The 26,975-nt window shown below is 29.5% G+C and carries 14 protein-coding genes; 7 read left to right on the top strand and 7 right to left on the bottom strand.

Annotated features, from left to right (window positions below):
• The first annotated feature begins 23 nt into the window (after nt 1-23).
• On the top strand, nt 24-2,015 hold the full coding sequence (gene uvrB, locus T395_RS0100290) for an excinuclease ABC subunit UvrB (RefSeq protein ID WP_029512521.1): 1,992 nt from the start codon (nt 24-26) through the stop codon (nt 2,013-2,015).
• Nucleotides 2,016-2,042: 27 nt separating this feature from the next.
• The gene (uvrA, locus tag T395_RS0100285; protein WP_029512520.1) at nt 2,043-4,880 is read left to right on the top strand and encodes an excinuclease ABC subunit UvrA; all 2,838 of its coding nucleotides are present in this window, start codon (nt 2,043-2,045) and stop codon (nt 4,878-4,880) included.
• A 112-nt stretch (nt 4,881-4,992) separates the two neighbouring features.
• Here the strand turns inward: uvrA and T395_RS0100280 are convergent, their stop codons facing one another.
• Nucleotides 4,993-5,421: a hypothetical protein gene (locus T395_RS0100280; RefSeq protein ID WP_051617743.1), complete on the bottom strand. Its 429-nt coding sequence runs from the start codon at nt 5,419-5,421 to the stop codon at nt 4,993-4,995.
• A 36-nt stretch (nt 5,422-5,457) separates the two neighbouring features.
• Nucleotides 5,458-6,813, bottom strand: a complete 1,356-nt coding sequence (locus T395_RS0100275) for a dihydrolipoyl dehydrogenase family protein (RefSeq protein WP_029512518.1) — start codon at nt 6,811-6,813, stop codon at nt 5,458-5,460.
• Between the two features lie 391 nt (nt 6,814-7,204).
• Between T395_RS0100275 and T395_RS0100270 the strand changes: the two genes are divergently transcribed.
• The 4 genes from T395_RS0100270 (at nt 7,205) to T395_RS0100255 (ending at nt 12,320) form a co-directional block, all read left to right on the top strand.
• Nucleotides 7,205-8,410, top strand: a complete 1,206-nt coding sequence (locus T395_RS0100270) for an arginine deiminase family protein (RefSeq protein WP_029512517.1) — start codon at nt 7,205-7,207, stop codon at nt 8,408-8,410.
• Nucleotides 8,411-8,512: 102 nt separating this feature from the next.
• Nucleotides 8,513-9,556, top strand: coding sequence for an ornithine carbamoyltransferase (argF, locus tag T395_RS0100265; RefSeq protein ID WP_029512516.1), 1,044 nt, complete (start codon nt 8,513-8,515; stop codon nt 9,554-9,556).
• A gap of 34 nt (nt 9,557-9,590) precedes the next feature.
• Complete coding sequence (gene arcC, locus T395_RS0100260) at nt 9,591-10,529, top strand: carbamate kinase (protein WP_029512515.1); 939 nt, start codon at nt 9,591-9,593, stop codon at nt 10,527-10,529.
• Between the two features lie 132 nt (nt 10,530-10,661).
• Complete coding sequence (locus tag T395_RS0100255; protein WP_029512514.1) at nt 10,662-12,320, top strand: APC family permease; 1,659 nt, start codon at nt 10,662-10,664, stop codon at nt 12,318-12,320.
• A gap of 129 nt (nt 12,321-12,449) precedes the next feature.
• On the opposite strand, the gene eno is transcribed toward T395_RS0100255, so the two are convergent.
• The gene (gene eno, locus T395_RS0100250; protein WP_029512513.1) at nt 12,450-13,817 is read right to left on the bottom strand and encodes a phosphopyruvate hydratase; all 1,368 of its coding nucleotides are present in this window, start codon (nt 13,815-13,817) and stop codon (nt 12,450-12,452) included.
• Nucleotides 13,818-13,918: 101 nt separating this feature from the next.
• Here eno and T395_RS0100245 point away from each other — a divergent pair, with 101 nt between their 5' ends.
• Nucleotides 13,919-15,343 carry a phosphotransferase gene (locus T395_RS0100245; protein ID WP_029512512.1) on the top strand — a complete coding sequence of 475 codons (1,425 nt, stop codon included), beginning with the start codon at nt 13,919-13,921 and terminating at the stop codon, nt 15,341-15,343.
• A gap of 611 nt (nt 15,344-15,954) precedes the next feature.
• Here T395_RS0100245 and T395_RS0100240 read toward each other — a convergent pair.
• The 4 genes from T395_RS0100240 to T395_RS0100220 form a co-directional block, all read right to left on the bottom strand.
• Entirely contained in the window at nt 15,955-25,239 is a 9,285-nt protein-coding gene (locus T395_RS0100240) for a GA module-containing protein (RefSeq protein WP_029512511.1), read from the bottom strand.
• Nucleotides 25,240-25,598: 359 nt separating this feature from the next.
• Nucleotides 25,599-26,000, bottom strand: a complete 402-nt coding sequence (locus T395_RS0100230; RefSeq protein WP_245599317.1) for a hypothetical protein — start codon at nt 25,998-26,000, stop codon at nt 25,599-25,601.
• Nucleotides 25,975-26,445 carry a DUF4231 domain-containing protein gene (locus T395_RS0100225; protein WP_029512509.1) on the bottom strand — a complete coding sequence of 157 codons (471 nt, stop codon included), beginning with the start codon at nt 26,443-26,445 and terminating at the stop codon, nt 25,975-25,977. The genes T395_RS0100230 and T395_RS0100225 overlap by 26 nt, the downstream gene beginning before the upstream one ends.
• Nucleotides 26,446-26,506: 61 nt before the next feature.
• The gene (locus T395_RS0100220) at nt 26,507-26,962 is read right to left on the bottom strand and encodes a hypothetical protein (RefSeq protein WP_029512508.1); all 456 of its coding nucleotides are present in this window, start codon (nt 26,960-26,962) and stop codon (nt 26,507-26,509) included.
• Nucleotides 26,963-26,975: the final 13 nt, after the last annotated feature.

The following is a 26,975-nucleotide window of genomic DNA, read 5'->3' as shown; positions in this document are numbered from 1 at the left end:
AATACTAATATATAATAATACACATGAAAAAACATCAATTCAATTTAGTTTCTAAATATCAACCAGCGGGTGATCAACCACAAGCAATTAAAGAGTTAGTTGACAATATTAAAAATGGAGTTAAAGCTCAAGTTTTAAAAGGGATAACTGGCTCAGGTAAAACTTTTACTATTGCTAATGTAATTAAAGAATTCGATCGTCCTATTTTAGTTTTGTCACATAATAAAACTTTAGCTTCGCAACTTTATACAGAATTAAAAGGCTTTTTTCCAAATAACAGAGTTGAATATTTTGTTTCATATTTTGATTATTATAGACCTGAATATTATCATGTGGCAAGTGATTCATATAGTGAAAAAGTATCACAAACTAATGCTGAATTAGATGCAATGAGATTATCAGCAATTAACTCAGTTTTAACACGTAACGACACAATTATTGTGGCTTCGGTTTCAGCAATTTATGGCGCTTTAAACCCTGAATGATATCAAGAGAACTTTTGAGATATTGAAGTTGGTATGCAAATTAAGCGGGAAGAATTTTTAAGACGATTAGTTATTATGCAATACCAAAGAAATGAGTTAGATTTACCATTAGCTTCATTTAGCTCAAAAGGCGATACTGTTTTTGTTAGACCGCCAGATGATGATAGCTACATTATCAGAATTGAATTTTTTGGTGATGAAATTGACAATATTGCTTTGGTTGATCCTTTATCAAGAAATGTTGTCGAAAAAGTAAATCGTAGAATAATTTTCCCTGCTAAAGCATATACAGTCTCAAGAGATATTATTGAAGAAGCTTGTGAAAGAATAAAATTCGAATTAGATGACCGAGTGGATTTTTTTGAAAAAAATAACAAATTATTAGAAGCACAAAGAATTAAAGAAAGAACTGAAAAAGATTTAGATTCTTTAGATCAATTCGGTGTTTGTTCAGGGATTGAAAATTATTCATTATACATGGACAGAAGAATGCCAGGGCAAAGGCCTTATACCTTATTAGACTATTTTAAAGGCAAAAATCCGATTTTAATTATTGATGAATCACACATGATGATGCCACAATTAGCTGCTATGTACCGTGGTGATCGAGCTAGAAAAGAAACTTTGGTTGAATATGGATTCCGTTTGCCTTCTGCTCTTGATAATCGTCCCTTACAACTTGAAGAGTTTGAAAGTGCTTTTGATTTTCAAACAATTTATATTTCAGCTACTCCCGCTGAATATGAACTTGATAAGACCTATGGAGTTATTACGCCTTTATACATTCGTCCAACAGGTTTATTAGATCCTTTAATTGAAGTTAGAAGTACAAAAGGTCAAGTTGAAGACATTTATGACGAGTTACAAAAACAAAAAGCTAAAAAAGAAAGAACCCTTGTTTTAGCAACAACCAAAAGATTAGCAGAAGAATTGACTCGCTATTTCTTGGAAAAAGGCGAAAAAATTGCATATATTCACTCGGAACATAAAACTTTTGAGCGTAATACCATTTTAAGAAAATTAAGAGTCGGTACTTATGACACGGTTATTGGAATTAACTTATTAAGAGAAGGAATTGACTTGCCAGAAGTTAGTTTAATCATTGTGTTAGATGCGGATAAAGAAGGTTTTTTAAGATCAACAAATAGTTTAATTCAGATAGTTGGTCGTGCAGCGCGTAATGCCAATGGTAGAGTAATTATGTACGCAGATAAAATAACTCAAAGTATGCGCGAAACTATTGAAGATAACGAATTCAAGCGTAAATTACAAATTGAATACAATCTAAAACACAATATTATTCCCCAAACAATCCAAAAACCCATTCCAGAACCTATTCGTGACAATAATGACTTAATTAATGATGTTCAAACATTCTTAAATACAGATGAGAAGAAAAATAAAACCAAATTAAGCAAACAAGAATTAATTGCAGAATTAAGAAAACAAATGAATCAAGCATCAAAAGAGCTTGATTATGAAAGAGCAATTGAACTTCGTGACACAATTTTAGAATTAGAAGCAAATTAAACAAAATAAGAAGAAACGGAAAATAATATGGCAGCAAAAGAAGAAATAATTATTAAAGGTGCTAGAGAAAATAATTTAAAAAATGTTTCTTTAAGCATCCCTAAGAACAAATTAATTGTCTTTACCGGCTTAAGTGGCTCTGGTAAATCGTCTTTGGCTTTTAATACAATTTATGAAGAAGGACGTAGGCGTTATGTTGATAGTTTAGGCAGTTATGCCAGAATGTTTTTAGGTGGGACAAGTAAGCCTGATGTTGATTCGATTGAAGGTTTAAGCCCTTCAATTTCAATTGAACAAAAAACTACTCATAACAATCCACGTTCAACTGTTGGCACAGTAACTGAAATTTACGATTATTTTAGATTGCTTTTTGCCAGAATCGGGATTCCATATTGTCCAACTCACAACATTCCGATTACCACGCAAACTAATAAAGACATCATCAATTCGATTTTTAAATTACCTGAAGGTTCAAAACTTTATATTTTAGCTCCAATTGTTGATGGAGAAAAAGGCACATTTGCTAAATTAATTGAAAAATTAAGAAAAGAAGGCTTTTTAAGAATCAAAGTTGATGGCGAAATTAGAAGTTTAGATGAGCAAATCGATTTAGAAAAAAATATCAAACATACAATTGATATTGTGGTTGATAGACTAGTTTTAAATGAAGAAAATCACAATCGGATTGCTGAAGCAATTAATGTTGGTATTGAATATAGTAAAGGTTTGATTAAAGTTGAAACAACAGATGGTTTTTCAAAAACTTTTTCAAAATTACATTCATGTTTATATAAAGATTTTGAAATGCCAAATATTGAAACTAGACTATTTTCATTTAACTCGCCTTTTGGAATGTGTAATTCATGTAAAGGACTAGGTGTTGATTTAAAAGCTGATTATGATGCTTTAGTACCTGACAAATGAAGAACAATTAATCAAGGTGCTATCAAAATTTTTGAAAATACTGTAGGAACACAAAATTTAGAATGACAAGAATTTGAAATTTTGTGTAAATATTACAATATTGATTTAAACACTCCAATAGAAGATTTAAGCGATGAACAAATTGAAATAATTAAATATGGTTCTAAAGAAGAAATTGACTATGTTTTAGTTTCAAGTAGCGGCAATCGCGTAAGAAGAAATAAATATATTGAAGGAATTTTAAACAAAATTGAACGCCAATATATGGATACAACAAGCGAAAAAATCCGTGAATGGTTGAAACGTTACATGGGAACTTTTCAATGTAAAGTTTGTCATGGCTCACGTTTAAATGAATATGCTTTAGCGGTCAAAATTAATAATTTTAATATTAATGATTTTGCTCAAATGAGCGTTCATGATGCTTTAATTAATTTAGAAAAACTTAATTTGACTGATGAAGAAAAAACCATTTCTGCCTTAATTACTAGTGAATTAGTTAATCGTTTGTCATTTTTAGAAAATGTTGGTTTGAATTATTTAACTTTATCTAGAAATGCTGAAACTTTATCTGGAGGCGAAAGCCAAAGAATCAAATTAGCTACTCAAATTGGTTCAAATTTAACTGGTGTTTTATATGTTTTAGACGAACCTTCAATTGGTTTGCACCAAAGAGATAATGATCGTTTGATTGCTACTTTAAAAAATATGGTTAATATAGGTAATACTTTAATTGTTGTTGAACATGATGAAGATACTATTAAAGCTGCAGATTATATTGTCGATATAGGCCCAAAAGCCGGAATCCATGGAGGCGAAGTAGTTGCTCAAGGCAGTGTTCAAGATATTATTAATAATAAGGCATCTATTACTGGTCAATATTTAAGTGGCGAAAGAAAAATTGAAGTACCAAAAAGTCGTCGCAGTGGCAATGGCAAAGTATTAGAAATTCATGGAGCTGCTGAAAATAACTTAAAAAATGTTGATGTAAAAATTCCATTAGGTAAATTTATTGCTGTGACTGGATTAAGTGGAAGTGGTAAAAGTACCTTAATTAATGATATTTTGGTCAATGGACTAACCAAATATTTATCTAAAAGTGCTACAAATGTTAAAGTTGGTAAATTTAAAACTTTTAAAAATACTCATTTAATTGATAAGGTTATTCCTGTTTCACAAAGTCCAATTGGTAGAACTCCAAGGTCAAATCCGGCTACTTATACAAGTGTTTTTGATGATATTCGCGACATTTTTGCTTCAACTGAAGAATCAAGAGTTAGAGCATATCAAAAATCAAGATTTTCATTTAATGTACCAGGTGGAAGATGTGAAAAATGCCAAGGCGATGGTTCAATTAAAATAGAAATGCACTTTTTACCAGATGTTTATATTACTTGCGATGAATGTGATGGCGCAAGATACAATCGTGAAACATTAGAAATTAAATATCATAATCGCAATATTTCAGATGTCTTAAATATGACAGTTGATGAAGCAATTGAGTTTTTCCAAGCTAGAGCTAATATTGTAGCTAAACTTCAAACCTTACATGATGTTGGTTTAGGTTATATTAAATTAGGTCAATCTTCAACAACTTTATCTGGTGGTGAGGCGCAAAGAGTTAAATTAGCTACTTACTTGCAAAAGAAAGCAACTGGAAAAACATTGTTTGTTTTGGACGAACCAACAACTGGTTTACACTCATATGATGTAGCAAACTTATTAGAAGTTTTGAATAGAATCGTTGATAGTGGCGATACTGTTTTAGTTATTGAACATAATTTAGATGTAATTAAAACAGCTGATTATATTATTGATTTAGGGCCAGAAGGCGGAATTAATGGTGGAAAAATTATTGCTACAGGAACTCCTGAACAAATAGTTGCTAATCCTAACTCATGAACTGGCGTCTATTTAGCTGAATTATTAAAACAAAAATAATTAAATATCCTTAAGTGGATATTTTTTTGTGCAAAAAAATCGCCTAGTAGGCGATTCTTAAATTTACCAATTAGACTATGAAACTGACTTATCGGTGAATTTATTACTTTAATTAAAAAGTCATTTTACCATAGTGAGTTAATTTTTTAGTTCAACACGGATCATAAGGAATATTATAGATTTTGCAAAACTCTTTTGCTCATGTATCTCATTGTGTCAATGAAATAGACATTAACATGCCATCATTTGGCTCCGTTAAGCCAGCATTTACAATTAAATAATGTAAAAAACTGTGTTCTTCAATTGAAACGACTAATGACAAGCCTTGAGCATAATGTTCCTTATCACTCTGTAAAAAAGCGCCAGAGAGAAAAATTTCTTCAATGTGGTGACGGTGATATTTTCAATTACCATTAACTTTGTAATTTTTGCCAACAATATTAGAAATTTTTAAATCTTTGTAAGCAGTTGGTATTTGATTATATTTTTTTAGAAGTTGTTCAACAACTTTAAAATAGTAATTTACATATTCATTATTCATTAATAACCACCTAAAAGTTCTAATAAATAAATTATATTAAAGAATATTCAATGTTTCAGTAAACGTTGGGTGTGTGTAAATAAAGTTTTTTAATTCGCTAAATTTAATTTTTTGTTTAATAGCTAAAGCTAAAAGATTAATTATTTCACTAGCTTCTTCTAGCAAAATTGAAGCTCCAATGATTTGATCGTTTTTGTCTAAAAGTACTTTAAAAAAGCCGTTTAATTCACCAATAACATGTGATTTGGGAATTTTGTTAGCTAGAATGTTTTTGACAACATATTCAATATTTTGTTCTCTGGCTTGTTTTTCATTTAAACCAACTCTAGCGAATTCTGGAGAAATAAACGTTGTTTGAGGAATTAAGTATCTATCTTTTAGTGAATAATTACTATTTTGGTTTAATAACTGTGGCAAGATAATTCTCGAATCATCTAATGAAATATATGTGAAAAATGGTCCACCTTTTACATCACCAAGTGCAAAAATATTTTCTTTTGTTGTTTGTAAAAAATCATTAACTATTATTTCTTGTTTAGCATTAGTTTCTACATTCACTTTATCTAAGTTTAAATTATCGGTATTTGGTATTCTACCAATTGAAACTAATATTTTGTCATAAACATCTGTAAAAATGTCGTTTTCAACCATATAGTTAACTTTGGTTTTTGTTTTATGTTTAATTAATTGTTTTAGTTGCGCAGAAAATTTTATTTCAATACCTTGTCTGTTTAAGGCTTCTAAAATTTGTTTTTTATCTTCTTCATCTTCATTAATTAATCAATTATTATCATGTTGCAAAATTGTAACTTTAGTACCAAAATTAGCAAAATAAGAAGCAAATTCTAAACCAATAAAACCAGCACCAATAATCAATAATCTTTTTGGTAATTTTGCTAAATTCAATGCTTGTTCACTATAGATAATATTTCTTTGATCTTGATCTTCATTTAATGTTAATTTACGAATTTTTGAACCTGTATTAATAATTATTTTATTAGCAATCAATTCTTGATTATTAACTCTAACAGAATTATTTCCGCTAAATTGTGCTTGCCCAATATAAATATCTACATTTTCTTTATTGGCTAAAACATTGTAATTTGCTTGATTTAAAAATTTAACAAAATTTTGCTTATGGTTCAACGCTTTTTCATAAGCTTTTTGGTTAACTTTTCATTTAATATTTTGATTTTTGTATGTTTTATTAAAGATTTTAGCTTGGTAAACAAAAGCTTTACTTGGTAAACAACCAACGTTAATACATGTACCGCCAAACATTAAAGGATCTTTTTCAATTATTGCTATTTTATAGTTATTTGGTAATTGAGCTGCAATAGTTTTACCACCTTTGCCTCAACCAATGATTATCAAATCGTATTTTTGATGCATTATTCCTCCTAAAAATACAAAAAGCTATTTTTTGTTATAAAAAAGCTATTAAAAACAACTTTTTGATTAATAGGCTTATTTTAACAAACAAAAGACTAGAAGTTTGACAAAAGCTAAGAAATTTAACAAAAATCCTAATTTATTGTTATTTTTATAGTAAAAAAGCACTTTTTAATTTAATTTAATGTAAAAATTTATGTTAATTAAAAATGCAAAAAATGCTTTTTACTTATTTTTTTAATAGAAAAATTAACTTTTTTGCTAATTAAAGGCACTATATTTAATATTAAAGCATAAATATATAATAAAAAACCTTATATAATATAAGCAGGTTAATCACTTATTGGATTGACCTATTTCAAAAAAATCTTATTCTTACAAGGAGAAATTCGTGAGTAAAATCAACGTTTATAGTGAAATTGGTGTGCTAAAAGAAGTTTTAGTTCACACCCCAGGAGACGAAATTAGGCGTATTGCCCCAAGTCGTCTTGATGAATTATTATTCTCAGCTATTTTGGAACCAAGTGCTGCTATTCAAGAGCACAAAAGTTTCTTAAAAATATTACAAGATCGTGGAATTAAAACCATTCAATTATCAGATCTTGTTGCTGAAACATATAAACATTATGCTTCAGAAGCAGAAAAAGAAGCATTCATTGAAAAATATTTAGATGAAGCTACTCCTGTGCTTTCAAAAGACATGAGAGCAAAAGTTAAAAACTACATTTTATCAATGCAAGGTGAACCAGTTAAAATGGTAAGAACCATGATGGCTGGTGTAAGCAAACAAGAATTAAATGTAGAATCAGAAGTAGAATTAATTGTTGACCCAATGCCTAACTTATACTTTACCCGTGATCCATTTGCATCAGCAGGTAATGGTATTTCATTAAACAACATGAAATACGTTGTTAGAAAAAGAGAAACAATTTTTGCTGAATTCATTTTTAGCATTCACCCAGAATACAAGAAAACACCTCACTGATTTGACCGTTTAGACAACGGAAGCATCGAAGGTGGAGACGTATTCATCTACAACAAAGATACATTAGTAATTGGTGTTAGTGAAAGAACTAACAAAGAAGCAATTATCACAATTGCAAAACACATTCAAGACAACAAAGAAGCTCAATTCAAGAAAATCGTTGCAATTAATGTGCCACCAATGCCAAACTTAATGCACTTAGATACATGATTGACAATGGTAGATAAGAACAAATTCTTATACTCACCAAACATGTTATCAGTATTAAAAGTTTGAGAAATCGATTTATCTAAACCAATCGAAATGGTTGAAACAAACAAACCATTAGCTGAAGTATTAGAAAGCATCATTGGCGAAAAACCAATTCTTATCCCTATTGCAGGTAAAGACGCTACACAATTAGATATCGATATCGAAACACACTTTGATGGTACAAACTACTTAACAATAGCTCCAGGCGTTGTTGTTGGTTATTCAAGAAATGTTAAAACAGAAGCTGCTTTAAGAGCTGCTGGTGTTACAGTTCTTTCATTCGAAGGTAACCAATTATCATTAGGTATGGGTTCAGCTAGATGTATGTCAATGCCATTAGTAAGAGAAGATGTTAAATAATTTCAATTAATAATAATTTAATCTCTATTCACTTATAAAGACAAAAGACATTTATTTAACTTTTTGTTAAATTGCAAATTTATAAGATAAAAAAGGAGAAATATGCCAATTAATTTATTAGGCCGTAGTTTAGATTCAGCATTAAACTTCACAACAGAAGAAGTTAACTATGTTTTAGATTTAGCTATGGATCTTAAAAGATCAAAACAACAAGGTTTACATGTTAACAACCGTCCATTAGTTGGAAAGAACATTGTTATTTTGTTCCAAAAAGACTCAACTAGAACACGTTGTGCTTTTGAAGTGGCTGCAGCTGATTTAGGTGCTTCATGTACTTACATCGGACCAGCTGGTTCAAACTTTGGTAAAAAAGAATCAATCGAAGATACAGCGGCTGTTTTAGGTCAAATGTATGACGGTATTGAATTCCGTGGTTTCAAACAATCAGATGTTGACGCTTTAGTTAAATACTCAGGTGTTCCAGTTTGAAACGGTTTAACCGATGCAGAACACCCAACACAAATGTTTGCTGACTACATGACTGTTAAAGAATTCAAAGGTGACTTAAAAGGCAAGAAAATTGTTTTTGCCGGTGACATTAAAAACAACGTTGCTCGTTCATTAATGATTGGTGCTGCATTCTTCGGTATGCACATCGTTCTTTGTGGTCCAAAAGCACAATGAGACATTGTTCAAAATGGTCCAGAACACAAAGCTGTTTATGAAGCAACACAAAAAATCTTTGAACGTAATGGTGGTTCAGTTTCATTCTCAGACAACAAATTAGAAGCTGCTAAAGATGCAGATGCTATTTACACAGACGTTTGAGTATCATTAGGTGAACCATTCGAGTTATTCGAATCACGTATTCAAGAATTAGGCGCATTCCAAGTTGACATGGACATGATTAAAGCAGCTAAAGATGATGTTATCTTCCTTCACTGCTTACCAGCATTCCATGACGATCACACAATTTTCTCAAAAGAAATCAAAGAAACACTTGGTGCAAAATACCCAGTTGTTGCTACTGGTGCAATGGAAGTTACTGACGAAGTATTCCAATCAAAATACAACAAATCAATTCAACAAGCTGGAAACCGTATGCACACAATTAAAGCTATTATTTTAGCTACTTTAGGATACTAATTAGACTATTTTATAGACTAATTAAGGAAATAAAATGTCAAAAATTGTTATTGCTTTAGGTGGAAACGCCTTAGGAAACAATCCTGAAGAACAAAAAGAATTAGTTAAAGTTCCAGCCAAAAAAGTTGCGGAATTAGTTAAAGAAGGTCACCAAGTTTTAGTTGGCCATGGTAATGGTCCACAAGTTGGTATGATCTTTAACGCTTTCGCAGATGCTAAAAAAGTAAATGAAAAAACTCCTTTAGTTCCATTTGCTGAAGCAGGCGGTATGAGTCAAGGATATATTGGATATCACATGCTTACTGCTATTTCAAATGAATTAATTAAAGAAGGTATTACTGACAGAAATGTACTTTACTTTTTAACTCAAACAATCGTTGATGCTAAAGATCAAGCTTTTGCTAACCCAACTAAACCAGTTGGTCCATTCTATGCTACAAAAGAAGAAGCAGAATTAAACAACCCTAACTCAACAATCGTTGAAGATGCTGGTAGAGGTTATAGAAAAGTTGTTCCTTCACCAAAACCATTAGACGTTGTTGGTATGAAAGGTATCAAAAAAGCATTCGACGAAAATAACATTGTTATTGCTGGTGGTGGTGGTGGTATTCCTACTATCATTAACGAAGACGGCACACTTAAAGGTGTTGACGGTGTTATTGACAAAGACTTTGCTCTTGCTAAAATTGCTTCTAAAGTGGAAGCAAACTACTTCATTATTTTAACTGCTGTTGACTATGTATTTGTTAACTACAACAAACCAAATCAAAAGAAACTTGAAACAGTTACAATTAGTGAATTAGAAGAATATGTAAAAGAAGGTCAATTCGCTGCAGGAAGCATGCTTCCTAAAGTTCAAGCTGCTATTGCCTTTGTTAAAGAAAACAAAGACAACGTAGCAATCATCGCTTCATTAGAAAAAGTTAACGAAGCAATTAATGGTACATCAGGTACTAGAGTAATTAATGGTTAATAAATACTCTTTAAATTAAAAATTAACTGATTGCCTTTGAAAAAGCTTATTTCGTCAAAGGCAATAATAATATCAGGAAATAAGCAAATAGTCATTGGGACTTGAGAAAAATCATTCACAAGGAAATTAAAAATGAACAATACTCAAGAAACAAAGTTTGTTCAAGAACCTAGCAAACAAAAGAAAATATCATTCTTTTCAGCTATGCTTATCGTTATCGGTGGGTCAATTGGTGCTGGTATTTTCTTCAAATCAGGCGGTGTTCTTAGCAACTCACAAGGAAGTATAGTTCTAGCAGCTTTTGCTTGAATTATTGCTTCATTAGCTGTTGTTACAATGGGTCTTGCTTTAATTGAAATTGCAAGTGTTAGAAATGACAACTTATCACTTATTAGCTGAACCAAAATTTTTAACGGCAGAATAATTTACAATGCAACCAAAAACTTCATGGTTTACATCTACTTACCATTGACATACTTCTTTATGCCTTTATATGTAATTATGTCATTACAAGATGGTATGGGCGCATTGCTTAATAAAGCCGCTGTATTCGGCACACAAGCAGACTGATTAATTTGAACTGTTATTTCATTAGTTATGTCTATTTACTTCTTAACCGTTCCAGCTTTATGATCAAAAGTTGGTGACATTCAAAATAAAGTGGTTACTTACATTAAATTCATCCCATTAGCATTCGTTGCTATTATTGGTTATGTATTAAAAGCTACTGGATCATCAGACGCAGTAATCACAGCTTCAACTAATGGTACCAAAGAATTTGGTGATGCCATTAAAGCTGGAAGCAGTTTAACTGAACTTTACGGAATAGGTGCTGGATTAGGTATGTTCTTGGCTATTTCAGCTATCTTCTTCGCATATGATGGCTTCTATGTAGCCGCTGGTATTTCATCAGAAATGAAAGAACCTAAAAAAACACCTATGGCTTTGTTATTAGGTTTATTAATCACCACAGGTATTTACTTATTAATTGCTATCTCAATGTCAATTAATGGTGGATCATTCTGAGATATGCAAAGTGCAATGGCTAAATTATTCAAGAACGAAACAGCAGCAAGAATCATTTTTGGTATTATGAATATAGCTATTGCTATTGGTGTTCTTGGAATTATTAATGGTTTCTCAATGTGAGCACCTCGTTATGTGGAAGACTTAATTGCTGAAGGTGAAGTTCCATTCTGAAGACACTTCTACAAAAAACTTAACCCTAACAAACCTTTAGTTGGTGTTATTTATTCATTAGTTCTTACAATACCTGTTGTTCTTGTATTCACCTTAATTGGTGCTTTAGCATATCTTCCAAATATTGCAGATTACGGTGGATATTCACAAGATGCAAGATACTCAATGGCAAGATTATATGCTTTTGCAGACTTAATGGCTAACTGAACAGCATTATTCACATTTGCATTTATTGCTTGTGCTATTGCTGGCGCAATTAAAAACAAAAAAACTAACAGAATTCACATTAACCAAACAGTTAAAGGCTTCAAAGTATATGCTTACATTTCATCAATCATTATCTTTGCTGCTTTAGCTGTTACAGTTCTTGTTCCTATTATTGACATGTTCTTATTAGCTGGTATTGCTGATAAATCATCAACAGCATTTACAGACACTGTTGTTTCACGTGTTATGTTAGTTCTAACATTATTTGTTTATGTTGCTCTTAGCTTCTTACCTCTTGTTATTGAAGATGCACTTCACAAAAAACAATATGGTTCACTTAAAAAATATGAAGAAGAAAAAGCTAAAATTTTAGCTGCTAAATAATCTTCAAAAAAGAACTAAAAAAGCATGGTTAATCCATGCTTTTTCTTTTTGATTTCTGAGCTTTATTTACCGAGTTTTCAAGTTGGAGGCTCAGGAAAGTTAAAGAAAAAATCGCCAAAGCGATTTTTACTATTTTTCCAAATTGTAGAACGATTTTACGCCATTGAATCTTGCTGATGAGCCTAATTCTTCTTCAATTTGTAATAATCTATTGTATTTAGCAATTCTATCACTTCTTGATAATGAACCGGTTTTAATTTGGCCTGTATTTAAAGCAACAGCTAAATCAGCAATAGTTGCATCTTCAGTTTCACCTGAACGGTGTGAAACAACTGCAGTCATATTGTTTAATTGAGCTAATTGAATTGCATCCATGGTTTCAGTTAATGTACCAATTTGATTTAATTTGATTAAAATTGAATTCATGGCTTTTTGATCAATTGCTTTTTGTAATAAAGTAGGATTAGTAACTGTTAAGTCGTCACCAACAATTTGTACTTTTTTGCCAAATTTTGCTGTGAATTTTTCAAAGCCGGTTCAATCATTTTCAGCAAAACCATCTTCAATAGAAATAATTGGGTATTTTGCTATTAAATGAGCGTAGTATTCCAATAATTCATCGCTCGAAAATTCTAATTTTGTTCCAACTAAGTTTTCAAAGCCAGTTCTTTTTTCTTCAATAGCTTGTTTTAATTTTTTGAATGTGTAAATTCCTGTTTCTTCGTTATAAAATTCACTTGAAGCAGCATCCATAGCAATAGCAATTGCTTTTTCGCCGCTTGTTGCAGGAACATAACCAGCTTTAACAATAGCTTCAACTAAATAGTCTAAAACTTCTTCATGACTTTTAGCATTTGGCGCAAATCCACCTTCATCACCTACTTGTGTACCATGACCATGTGATTTAAGAATTTTAGCTAAATTGTGGAATACATGATTAGCCATTTGTAATGCTTCTCTAAATGTTTTAGCACCAACTGGCATAATCATGAATTCTTGAAAATCAACTGTATTTGAAGCATGCGCTCCACCATTTAAAACATTAAGCATTGGTAATGGTAATAATGAAGCATTTGTTCCACCTAAATATCTATATAAAGGTAAGCCTAATTCATTAGCAGATGCATGTGCGTTTGCTAATGAAACTCCTAATAATGCGTTAGCACCATATTTACTTTTATTTGGTGTGCCATCTAATTTAATTAATAATTCATCTAATTCTCTTTGGTTTAATGATTCAAAACCAATTAATTGTGGAGCTAAATGAATATTAACATTGTCAACAGCAGTCATTACACCTTTACCACCGAATCAATTTGATTCATATTTTGTGCCTTTATCTCTTAATTCAAGAGCTTCTTTTGAACCTGTTGAAGCACCTGAAGGCACGTTTGCAAGACCGTATCCACCATTTTCGGTTCATAATTCAACTTGAACTGTTGGATTACCACGCGAATCTAAGATTTCTCTTGCAATAATTTGTTTAATTGCAGACATTTTTTCCTCCTGTGAAAATAACTTTTATATTATATTATTTTTTTATTTTGGTTATTTTAAATAACACATTTTTTGTCTTGTTTTCATATAATTTAATCAACATGAATAATGACAATGTGAAAGAAAAAATAACATTAATTCTAAATGAATTGAATATTAAAAATTATGAAATAAAACTTTTTTATAGTGGTTTTCATAATGAAACTTATTTAATTGAAACACCAACTGACAAATATCAATTAAGAATTCCGAAAAATCAAATAGTCAACTATAAAGATGAAGAAATAATTTTAAAACAATTACCTGACTATTTATATTATGAAAATGGTTTGATAGTTAAGAAATGATTTAATGGCAAAGAGATTAGTCAAGTTAAACTTACTAAAAAAATACAAAAAAGAGTAATTAAAGAACTATTAAAATTTCAAAATCTTGAAAGCAAGCAATTATCGACTTTCAATTGAGATTATTATGGTTTTATTTCTGATCAATTTAACCAAATTAAACAAAAATATTCTAATATTAGCAAATACAGAACCACTCATGGCGATTTAAATTGCAAAAACATTTTAATTAATAAAAAGCAAATTAAATTTATTGATTTTGAATGAGTTAAAAGAGCACATCCTGCATTTGACGCTGCTTGCCTAATAAACAATTTGAATTTTAATGAAAAAATAGTTTGCAAAATGTTCAAAATAACTGAAGAAACATTAAATGATTTTATTTATTTAACTAAATGTTTTGACCAAAAAGCCTATGAAAAAGTTTATGGCAACTACAAGTTTCAAGCAGAAAAATTAATTAAACTAAATGGTGGATTTAGCAACAATTGCTTTAAATATAATGATTTATTTATTAAATATAAAAGGAATAATGGGTTTGCTTTTTTAGTTAAAAATTATGAATTAAATGGTTTGGATTATACACTTTACACTTTGTTTGAAGATGATGAAAAAATTATTCAAAAATTCGCAAAGTTAAAAGATTTGAAAATCAACAATAAAAGCCTTGCCAAAGTTGCACAAATAATTAAACAATATCAGCAATTAAATTTAGCAAATCTAAAAGAAACTTTTGATATTCGTTGCCAAAAGTACTATGAAAAAGTTAAAAACAACAAAATAATTGTTGATAATTTTACAGAAAATGACATCGCTAAAATTTTTTCTTTTATCAATAAAATGACAAAAGATGTTTTTAGTCATTGCGATTTAAATAATCAAAACATTCTGTTTAATCAAAATGGAGAAATTAAAATAATAGATTGAGAATATGCTTCTTTAAACCATAAATATTTTGATTTAGCTTCTTTTGTTTCTTCATTTAATTTAAAAGTGAAAAAAGAAAAATTTTTACTTAAAAGCTTTGATAAAAATTACAACTGAAAAGAATATTGCCAAATAAAAGTAATAGTGAATTTTTATTACTTGATGTGATCTTTAATCTTAGAAGACGGTTTTGATATAAATATCAATTTAGATAATTGTCTAAAAAATTTGCATTGAATAGTAAATGAACCATAATTAACTAAAATCACTGTTTTATTGCTAAATTAGTCAATTTGATAGCGCTATGTTTCCCATTTATCTTTTTCTATTATAAAGTGCTAAAATATAATTGTATCAAGAATTGATATGCGGTAATAGTGTTAAAGGAACATTATTATTGGAAAATTCGCAAGAAGTTTTATAAATTTTATTCTTGCAATATTAAATAGATTAATTCATTCTATTTAATTTATTGTGTGAGTTAAATCACATTTCTATATTTTTTATATTTTGTATAACTTTTAACTTTATAAATCGAATTTTATAAAAGGCTAACAAAGATTATCCAAGAACATAATTTAATAGTACCCGTAAATTAAATTGAATGTTTCAATCCCTAAAATAATCGCGAGAATAAATTCTCGTTTGCCTTTTAAGCTTGTGCCTAATGGCAGGTTTAAATGGCGTTTTGATTAATCGGTTGAATTGAAATGACTTTTTAAACCCATAAGCTTTTTACTAAACATCAGGGCCACCACCTTGATGTTTTTTATATCAGCTTTTTTGCGCTTTAAGGCCAATTGTCTTATAGGCACCATTAAGCGCACAAAAAAATCAACTCAGTTTTACCCGAATTGATTTTTTTCTTATTTAAAAAGTTTTTTTCTTATGCCAGGCACCGCAATTAATAAGCCTAGAGATAATAAAGTTGCTGTTAAAGCAATGGCAAAGAGAATTCAGTTATGATCTTTAGAATTGTCATCTCGATTTAATAATGCTTTATTAGTTTGAGTTTGATTAGCAATTTCTTCAACTTCTTTATTGCTTAATGAGTTAAGAATGTTGTTTGAATTATCAATTGCTTTTTTAATTTCTGTTTGTCTTGTTTTGTCGAATTTATTTCATTGTTTTGGTTTATCCATCGCATTATTCAATGCGTTTAATGAATCAATTAATTCTTTAACATCAACGTATTTTTGGTTAGCTTTTTGCAATTGTTTAGCAAAATCAGCTTCGTTTTCATCAAGCTTATTAACTTCATCAGTTAATTGTTTTTTAACTTCATCAGGTAATTTTGAATCTTGATAAATTTCTTCAATTAAATCTAATTCTTTTTCTAATTTAACAATTGGTGCTGCATTTTCGTCAGCTAATGCTTTATTAATTAATGTGTTTCTTGAATCATTATCAAGAAGTTTGTCAGTATAGTCCTTATTAACTTTAGCAATAAATTCAGATTCAGCCTTTTTATTAACTAATTCATCAAAGAAATCGTCGCTGCTGTTATCAATTGCTTCAACTTTATCAACTAATTTAACTTTTTCGTCATCTTTGATATTTTCATTACCTTGAATATTAGCTATTAACTCGGCTTTAGCATTCTCTTTAGCCAAATCATTGTTAAAGTTTTCACTTTCTTCATCTAATGAAGCAATATTATTACTAATTTGATCTTTTTGTTCATTAGTTAAGTTTTCATTTTGTCTAATTGCATCAATAGCATCTTGTTTTTTATCGATGTTTTTAGCCGTTTCATAGTAGTTTTCGTCATTTGGATTATTGTTTAGAACATCTTCAACCAATTTAGTTTTATCATCATTTTTTAAAGTTTCATCTTTATTGATCTTATCTAATTGGTTCAATTGATCTCTGATTTTATCGAAAATTACTACCGCGTTTTCGTTGTTGCTATCAACTGGATCTAATTCTTCAATTAATTTAGTTTTTTGATCGGCTGATAAGTCTGAATTATTAATTTCTTTGTGTAATTCTGCTTTTTTATCAATATTATGAAGTTGATCATTTACTTCAGAAGGTGTGTTTGTTTCATCAACATCAAGAATTTCTTCGACTAATTTAGCTTTTTCATCAGGGGTTAATTCATCACTAGCAACTACTTTATTAATTGCTTCTTCTTTAGCTTTGATATTTTCTAATTCGTCATCCGCTTTTTCAGAATCATTATTGACATTATGAGCTTTTTCAATTAATTTATCTTTTGATGTTTCATCTAATTTATCATTAGTTGTGATTTCATCAATTAACTCTAATTTATTGTCTATGTTGTCTAATTTTTCGTCCAATTTTTCATCATTGTGCGGAACATTAAAGACTTCATCAACCAATTTGTTTTTGTCTTCTTCATCTAAATTAGGGTTAGATTCAATCTTTTCAATTAAGTCGGCTTTTTTATCAATATTAGCAAGAGAATTGTCTAAATCGTCTTGTTTATTGTCTAAATTGGCAATTTCATCAATTAATTCAGTTTTTTCTTCATCTGTTAAATTAGGATTTTTTCTAACTTCTTCAATTGCTTCTTTTTTCTTCTCTTCGTTAGCTAATTCTTCATCAAAGTCTTTATCAGCTGGATCTAAATCTTTAAGATCATTATTAATTTTTGCTTTGTCTTTATCGCTTAATTCTGATTCTGGTGTTTTATTAAGATCTTCAAACGCTTTTTCTTTGTCTTTGATGTTTTGAAGTTCTTCATCATAAGTATTTTTATCTTCTAATTCATTCTTCTTGTCATCAACATTAGCGTTAATCACATCTTCAATTAAATCTTCTTTTTGATCAGGAGTTAAGTTTTCATTTTCTTTAATCTTGTTGATTAAGTCGGCTTTGTCAACTATTTCATCTAAGTCTTCTTTGAATTGGTCAACTTCGTCTTCATTGTTGCTGTTTTCTGGAATTTCAGTTTCTTTAATTTGGTCTATTAATTTTTGTTTTTCTTCTGGTGTTAATTGATCATTTTTATTAACTTTTTCAATTGCTTTTTCTTTAGCATATTCAAAGTTTTTGTCACCATCAAGAGCATTCTTAGCATCAATTAAGGCTTTTTCTAATTCCAATACTTCAGCAACATCTTCGTTTGAGCCTTGTTTACTGATTAATTCATCAACTTTAGCTTTAGCTTCATCATAATTAGCTTTTAGTTCTTCCGAAGCTGCTACATATTTAGGATTGTCAGGTTGGCTTAATTCATCATCAATTGCTTTGACAGTTTCTTTTAATTGACCCATAGCATTATTTAATGTTTTGGCTTGATCAACTACTTTTTTAACGTTTGCTAATAAATCAGCATTGTCAATTTCTTCAATTAAAGCAGTCTTTTGAGCATCATTAAGATGTTCAAGACCATTAATTAAGTTTTTAGCTTCAGCTTTTTTATCATTTATATTTTGAGCACCGTCAAGATTTTGGCTAGCAAGATTTAATTTATTAATTAATGAATCTATGTTATCAATGCTTAATTCAGCACTTCCGTTTTCTTTATTAGCTAAATTGCTTGCATCATTAAATGCTTCATCAAATTCACGCATTTTTTCTTTAGTTGCATTTTTATAATCAACACTATTAGGTGTATCTTGATTGTCAGCAACTGCTTGTTTAAGCTCAGCCATTTTGTTGTCTAAGGCTTTTGCTTCTTCAGTTACAGCTCTAACATCTTCAGGAGTTGTAGCTTTATCAACTTTAGCAATTAAGGCTAATTTTTGAGCATCATTAATGTTTTCTAAAGCATTAATTTTGGCAATTTCTTCAGCTCTAACTGTTTGGATGTGTTCTTTACCATTTAAGTTATTAATTGCTTCATGAACTGCATTGATTTTTTCTTCAATCTTGTCATTATTTAAGATGTCTTTTGTATCATCACTTGGTTCGTTTAGGGCTGTTTTATAGTCTTTTAAAGCTTGAATAGCATCATCATATGCTTTTCTTAAAGCTTCTTCTGAACCTGTGTAATTAATATCATTTTTAATTTTAGTTTCATTATTAAGATATGTATCAAGTGTTGCCATTGTGCCATTAACTAAGGCATTATTTGCATCAACATCATTTACATCAGCAATTCTATTTTTTTCATTGATCTTAGCAATTGCTTCTGCTTTTTGTTGATCAGTTAAGTTAGTGTAACTTGGGTTTTTACCTTCTATTTTAGCAATAGCGTTTTCTTTAGCTTTGGCAACTTTTTCATCACCATTTAAGCCATTAATTGCGCTATTAAGTTCAGCGATTTTAGCATCAATTTGATTAGCACTTAAGTTTGTGCCATTAGCTCCTAAATCTTCAGCTCTAATTGCTACTTGATTATTGTATTTAACTTGATGATCTTCATCTGCTTCAACATAGTCTGTTGATTGTTTATCAACTTCAGTTATCTCTTTGTAAGCTTTCATTTTCTCATCAATAGCTTTAGCTTTTTCAACAATATTATTAGCTTTACTTGTTGGATTATTTTTAACTTCTTTAGTTAAAGCTGATTTTTGAGCAGGATTTAAGTTAGTTAAATTATTAATTGTTTCAATTGCTTGAGTTTTTGTTGCTTCATCAGCTTTGGCTTGGGCTAAAATGTCATTAATATTTTTGTCATATTTTTCACCCTCTGTAGTATTTAATTTGGCTTCTTTAACAGAATCTTTATAAGCTTGTTTTTCTGCTGGTGTTAAATGTGTTAATTTGTCTATTTCATCATTAATGTTAGTTTTAGCTAAGTTTAATGCTTGATTTAGATAATCAGCCACTTTTTCAGCACTTAACTCTTTGTTATCAGCATTAATCAAGTTGATTAATGCTTCTTTGTTAGCAGGAGTTAAGTGATCAAAATTATTTAATTTATCTTTAAGATCACTTCTAATACCATCTAATAAGCCTTTAGCTTGATTTGCTTCATTAACTTTGGTGTCTAAAGTAGTAGCTTCATTGTTAATATCGTTGGAACTTACTGAAGTTAAATCTTTGTTGCTTAAGTCGTCTAAAGCATCTTGAAGATTTTCAAGTGCTGTGTCATAAGCGCCTTTATTTTCTTTATCTAATTTATAAACATCATTATTTTTGTAACCATCTAATTTGCCTAATTCTTCTTTAACATTGGTAATTTTGGTATTTAATGCTTCTGCTGCTTCTACAATAGTTTCAGCATCTGCTTGAGTGTCGGCATTAGCAATATTTTTCTTTAATTGTGCTTTTTGTTCTGGAGTTAGATTGTTTAAAGCATTAATTCTTTGGTTTAACGCATTTTGGTTTTGATCTCCATTTAATTCGCCATAAGGGGTTTTTAAATTACTTAATACTGTTTCAACAGCACTTAATTCTGAGTTAGCGCCATTAGTTTTATTAAGTAATGTTTGAGCTGCTGATAAAGCATTATCATAAGCTTGTTTTTTATTAGCATCTGCTAAAGTATAAACAACGGCTGTTTTAGCATCTTTGTTTTGATCATTTTCAACAGCTTTTTTGGTTAAAGCGGTTAATTCAGTTTTAACAGCATTGCTTAATTCTTTCATTTTGGCATTTAATGTGCTTGCTGTTGTGCTACGTGCTTGAATTGCTTGGCTTGAAGCAGCTGATTTTAAATCTGTTTTATAAGCTTCTAATTGATTGTTATTTAAATAAGGGTAATTAGTTGTTGCATCGGCAATGGCTTTTTCAATTTCTGCTTTAAGTTGAACAGCTTTAACTTCTTCAATAGTATTAGCTCTATTTAATTCATCTAATAATTCTGCTTTTTTATCTTCTGGAACATTATTATTAATGTATTCAGTAACTTTATCTTTTTCAACTTGTAAATTTGATTTAAAGCCAGTTAAGGTAATAGTTCTTGTGCCAGTTGAAACAACTACTGGGTTTTGTGCATCATTATTTGAGTTCAATGTTGCTTTGGTTGAAGCAATTTTGAATGTTATATCTAATGTACCATTATCATTGTTTGGCAATAATTCAATGCTGCTTAAATCACCTTGAACATCTAAGTTTGCTGGGTTGTTAAAGGCTTTAATAGCTTCTTTAGCAACTTTACTTGGCAATTGATTTCTATCAATTGCATCAGCATCACTTTCATTAATAGTAAATAAATTGTTTGAATCAGCTAAAATAGCATCCACTCTTTCTTGTTCAGTTTTGAATGTATTTGCTGGCATTGCCGATTCGACTTGTTTAATGGCATCATCAACAAATGCCGAAGTTATTTTTCAGCTTAATGTTGCTGAACCGTCTCTTAAATCTCAAGTTGGAGCGTTTAAATAAGCAAAAGTTTCTTTTGTATTATCTAAACCACTAACAGTAAATGATGAAGCAAAATTAGTAGCATTTAATTCATTAACATAAGTTTTTGTACTTGTTGGAGTTAATGTTGGGTTAAGAGCATTAATTCTGTCATATTCGTTTTGGAAATTTGAGCCAGTAAAAGCCGAAGTTGGCAAGTTATTTGTGTTGTTGTCAGGATCAACTACTATTGAAACTTCTGGATAAGTTTTTGAAACTAAAGTGTATTTAATTCTTCTTGAACCATTTTTGTATTCAGCATTTGTGATTGCTAAAAGTGATAAATCAGTTACTTCAGCTTTATTTTCTTTTCCTGCTGCAAAATTGAAAGTGAAATCATCGCTTGCTGTAATTGAAGAGTCTCCAACTCATTTTGTGCTACTTTGAATTGTTAAAGTTTTAGCAATTTCTTTAAGAGCTTCAGCTTCTTGATTATAAGCGTTTGAGAAATTGGTTATTTTTGTTTGACCACTTACAGTTTGCAATACATAGCCAGCATATTGATTTAAAGTTGATGAAACATTAAAATCAACAGCAATAGACTTAGTAATGTTATTTGGTTTGGTTATGTTTTGGAAATTAACATCAGTGTTCTCTGGTTTATTAGCATAAGTAATGTTACCAACTACCGCTTCTGTTGCTAAAGTATTTTCTTTATCTGTATATCCAAATGAGTTTTCAGTAGCTAATGAACTAGCTAAATCATTTATTCTTTTAATTTCTTTTTCTAAATTATCTGCTTTAGTTTTAATAGCAGCTAAATCGCTGTCATTTTTGTAAATTTCACCTTTGTTTGCTTCAACTTTAGCATTAACTTCGGCAATTAATTTTTTCTTAAAGTCAGGGTAAATATAACTTAAGCCATTAATATATTTAACAAGTTTGTCAGCCGAATCTTTGTAAGCATGGTTAGAAATTTTAAGTAATTGAGCATCAATAGTTGAGCTTGCATCCTCTAAACCATTTGTTTCGTTAAAGGTTCAGTTAAGTAAATTATTAACTTTGGTATTATCAACACTAATTAAGTCTAATTTGGTAAAACTTCAACCTAAATTACTTTGATCAGTTACTGTGCTAAAGTCAAAGTATTTTTTCATTGTATCAGCATCTTGTAATTGATATTCTTTAAGTTTTTGTGCTAATTTTCCCCCATTACCAAAGATTAAGTTTAATGGGCCTGGTTGTGTTGATGTACCAACAATATCGCTAAAAGCAGAAACTAAATTAGTTCTATAAGCATTGTATTTGTTGTAATTAGTTCAATCTGTATCTTTAATGTTAATTGTTGTTTCATTGAAAACATTTGTCAATGCAGCAAGCACATTTTGGTTTTCGGTATTATTTGTGCCTTCTAAATTAGCTATTAAACCATTGTAAATGTTTTCCAATTTGGTAAATTTATCTCTTGATTTATTACCTTCTCATTCAGTTGCTAAAGTTTTACCAGCTGCGTAATTATCGGTTAATTTAGCATCATCAAGTTCAGATTTTCACTTTTTAGCTTTTAAATAAGTTTCATTATGGTAAGTTAAAGCAGCTTTTAATTGATTTAAATAGTTATCTTGTAAATAGGTTTTACCAACTACAAATTGATTAAATGTCGAATCACTATTCGCAGCTTCATTTAAACCTGAATTTGAATTTTGCACAGAAGCAAAATCATATTTATAAATGTTTTGATATTTATTAGATGTAAAACCTGCTAAAGCATTTTTATATAAAACAATTGCTCTATTAAAATTAGCACTATTTGTAACTGGGTCTGTTAAATCTAAAGTTTTTAATGATTCTAAGTAAGTTGTTTTAAAGTTATCTAAACCATTTAATTGACGGACTTTGGCTTTAGCGTTAGCTATTTTTTGGTTTTGAGCTTTAATAACGTTAATATCTGTTGAAACATAATTGCTTGCAGTATCTTTTGTTCTGTCCATTGCTTTGCCTGTAACAGTGTTTTTATCAGCATGGTCATAGAAAGCATAAGGGGCAATTTCTTTTAAAGTATCTAAAATGGCAGTTTTAGCTTCATTATCTGCTAAATAAAGATTTTGTTTTCAACTAAAATTATCCAAACCTGAAAAATCAGTTGGAGCTTCCAACGCGTTATCACTAACAACAACGTCTAATAATTCATAGTAATTATTTTCTAAAGTTTTTTGAGCTTCGTCTAAATCATCAATGGCTTTTAATTGTGCGTCTAAATCATTGTTAACTAAATTTCAATCTGTTCCAAATTTATTATTAGCTTCTAAATCAGCTAGATATTTTTCTTTTTGTGATTTAGTTAATCATTGCGCTTGATTTAATTTAGCCTCGATTAAACCATAATCGGTTAATGATCAAACCACGTTTGAATTTATGTTAGCATCGCTTGAAAAGTCATAACGGTCACTTAATGTAAATCTGCCATTCTTATTAGCAAATTTTCAATATTTTTTGCTTTGTTCATCTTGTTTAATAACTAATTCAATGTTTGACGCTTGTCAAGTAGAAGGTGTGGTCGGTGTAGAATCAACGCCAAGGGGTTCTTGAATAACCGTTTTGTTTGTAAATGGTTTACTAAAATCAGAATATTTGCTAATATTGCTTCTACTAATTTTTACAACTGAATCACTATCATTTAAATCTTTAGAACTATTTAGTTTTGTATTAACTAGATAAAATTCTGCTTGTGGGGCGTTTGGATTTAAAGTATTAAATAATTTTTTAACTCTTTCATCATATTCCTCTTTAATAATCAAATTATTGTTTCTTCAAAGACTAGGTTTTTGCATAGAGAATTTTTGCAATAACCTTTGATTATCATAATAATAAGCTTGAGTTGTTCCGAAAAATGATCTTGTGGTAGAGTCAAAATCGTTTGTAGTTGTGCCATCTGAATTTATATTAAATTTAACATCAAATTCTAACACCACTTCTTGTGGTCTTGCTACTGTACCGCGACCTGAAGCAAAGTAAAAATAACCACCAAGACTATCATAAATTGTCATTCAACCGTCTAATTTAGTAAAACTTTCAGCATCATTGTATAAACCATTGTCGGGTTTATATTGTGCGTATTTGTTTAAAAATGCCGCTCTATCAAATTTAAAAAGATCATGAATAATATTATTTGTTCCCATCTCACTATTCTTAGATCTACTTGTGTTTTTTGTTCCTGTTAAAGGATTTTCTGTGTAAAAAGCATTGTATCTACTTGAAAATTGCTTTGAAACGCTTTCTTCACTTGTGCCATCTGCAGTAACGGTGTTTGAAATAACTGTAGGAGAAACATCAGTTTGACTAGTATAACTAAATGAAAAGGGATCAATCGCTATGGTTTCGTGTCTTTCTAATTTAGGACTTGTTTTATATTCTGACTTTCTAGCATCGAAAACTTTTACATCAATGTTGCTTGCCAAAACAATATCTTTAGAAAATCAAAAACCACCAGAAAAATAATTCTGGTTAATACCCATTGAATCTTGGTTTTGATAAGCTTTCATCGACAAGTATCTAAGTCTAATTTTCTTAACGAAATTAGGATTTAGCGCATTGGTGGCATCATCGCTTGGATTTCAAATTGTTTTTCTTCCAGTGTTGTCTTGCAATTCGACTCATCGACCGTTTTCATAAACTTCCATAATTGTTTCAGGTTTTAATTGATCAGTTTTTGGTTGTCATGTTCGATCAACCTTGCCTCAAACTTCTTTGCTCCATGACCCTGATTGATATTTTTCTACTGCTGAGTTAGTGTTTCTTGGGCTTGTTGAAAAAATATTTGTCTGATCATAGTTTCCGGTTTCGGATGCCTCGTTATCAACTCTTGTCAAGGCTGATGGTAAAAATAGCAACAAAGGACTTGATATTGCTCCGATTGTTAACAATTTTTTTGTGAATTTTTTATTTGACATATTCTTCTCTCTTCTTATCAAATTAAGAATTTATAATTAAATTTATAAATCCAATTTAAATTTGATATTAATTAGTTTTTTGCCCTTATTTTAGCAATTTGCAAAACTCAGTTTGGTTTTTCAACAAAAAAAAAAAAAAAAAATGCTCAAAAAATGCGTAAAAATGGTGTTTTTTTCAAACGTGTCGTTTCAATGTGATGTTCGTAGCAATAGAAAAACACCATTCTCTAAATGTGATAATGGTGTTTTTTGTGATGTTTTTAAAGCTAAACTAGTACAAGAAAAGTAGACAGAAAAAAAACTGTCTACTTTTCTTGTTTAGTTTATTCTAGTTTGTTTCTAGTTGTTTTGTAAGTTTTTTATAAAGTTTGCATAATATTTTCGGCGTCTTCTTCACTTATTGTGTTTTTTGCTTGAATAAGTTGAAGTAATTCGCTATTTTTATCAACGTTTTGTTGTAATTTACCAGACTTATCTGAAAAGTTGATAAATGTTTTGATTGAAATAATAAATGTAATAAATGTTGATAAGAACGCGATAATTACAAAGAAAATCATTGTTTCCTTAGCATAAGTATTGAAACGAATTGAATAAAGGTTTAATACTATAATAGCTGCTGAAATAAAAATGTTAATTAAATTCAATGTGATAAAAAATGCTCTAGATATTTTGTATTTACGATTCATTTTTTCAGATAATGATTCAATTTTAAGCAAAATTTCATTCATTTCTTGTTTAGTTCTCTTTTTTCTTGTTGCCATTTTTCTTTCCTTTTTCGTTGATTAATTCGTCTTTCAACATTGAATAATTATCTCTACGATAACGGTCAAATTGCATAATAGCTAAAATTCTTTTGTAAAAAATATACATATGATTTTGCTCAACTTTATCAACACTATAATAAGCTTGCTTAGATTTATATAATATGTATTCAAATTTCAATTTATTCAATTGTTCTTTTCTTTGTTGAAATTTAATGTTTACTACAAAGAAAGATAAAACACCTGTTAAAAGTGTTACTATTGAGTTAACCATTGTCAAGGTAATAATGTAATTTGAATCAGCATTAATCCAAGTTTTATAAGGATTAGGATTTAAATAATTTGAATTACCAGCTAAGAATAATGTACCAATAATCCCTGTAAATAAGGCTGAAAATAAAATTAAGAAATTTAATGTGTAATACGCTATGCCATAATATCACATTTATTTTTTGACTTTATTTAAAGTATCTTTGTGATATTCCATAATGCTTTTTAATTTCATTTTAATGTCCTTTAGCTAAGTGATCTTTAATAATATCTTTGATTAAAATTTTCTTTTTGCTATTCGCTTTTTCTCAAAGAATATTCACAAAAAACTCTAAATCTTCAGCACTTATAATTTGATTTTTATATTTAACACTTAAATAATAAAGAGTGTTCTTAATTTTCTTATATTCATTTAGTCTAGTATTTTGCTTATAAATTTCTAAAAAAACGTTTAAGAAAAATGAGATTACCATGAAAAGCACCAAAGCAAAAATGATATAAAAAACACTGTCGCTTTGCCCTTCTTTTCTAAGGTTAAAAAGTAAAACTAATGTGTAAATTGCTATAGCAATTACACCAATGTTTAAAAGAGTAATTAAAATACTCAATAAGCGGTCAAAAACATTAAATGTTTTAAGTTTTTTCTTATCTTTTTCTATTTTATTTTTTAAATTTTCAATAATTAAACGCATACGCTTATTATAA

This window comes from Mycoplasmopsis iners ATCC 19705, assembly GCF_000701805.1.
Classification (GTDB): Bacteria; Bacillota_I; Bacilli_A; order Mycoplasmatales; family Metamycoplasmataceae; genus Mycoplasmopsis; species Mycoplasmopsis iners.
The sequence above is the reverse complement of the archived record's forward strand: the minus strand, read 5'-3'. Positions and strand labels throughout refer to the sequence as shown.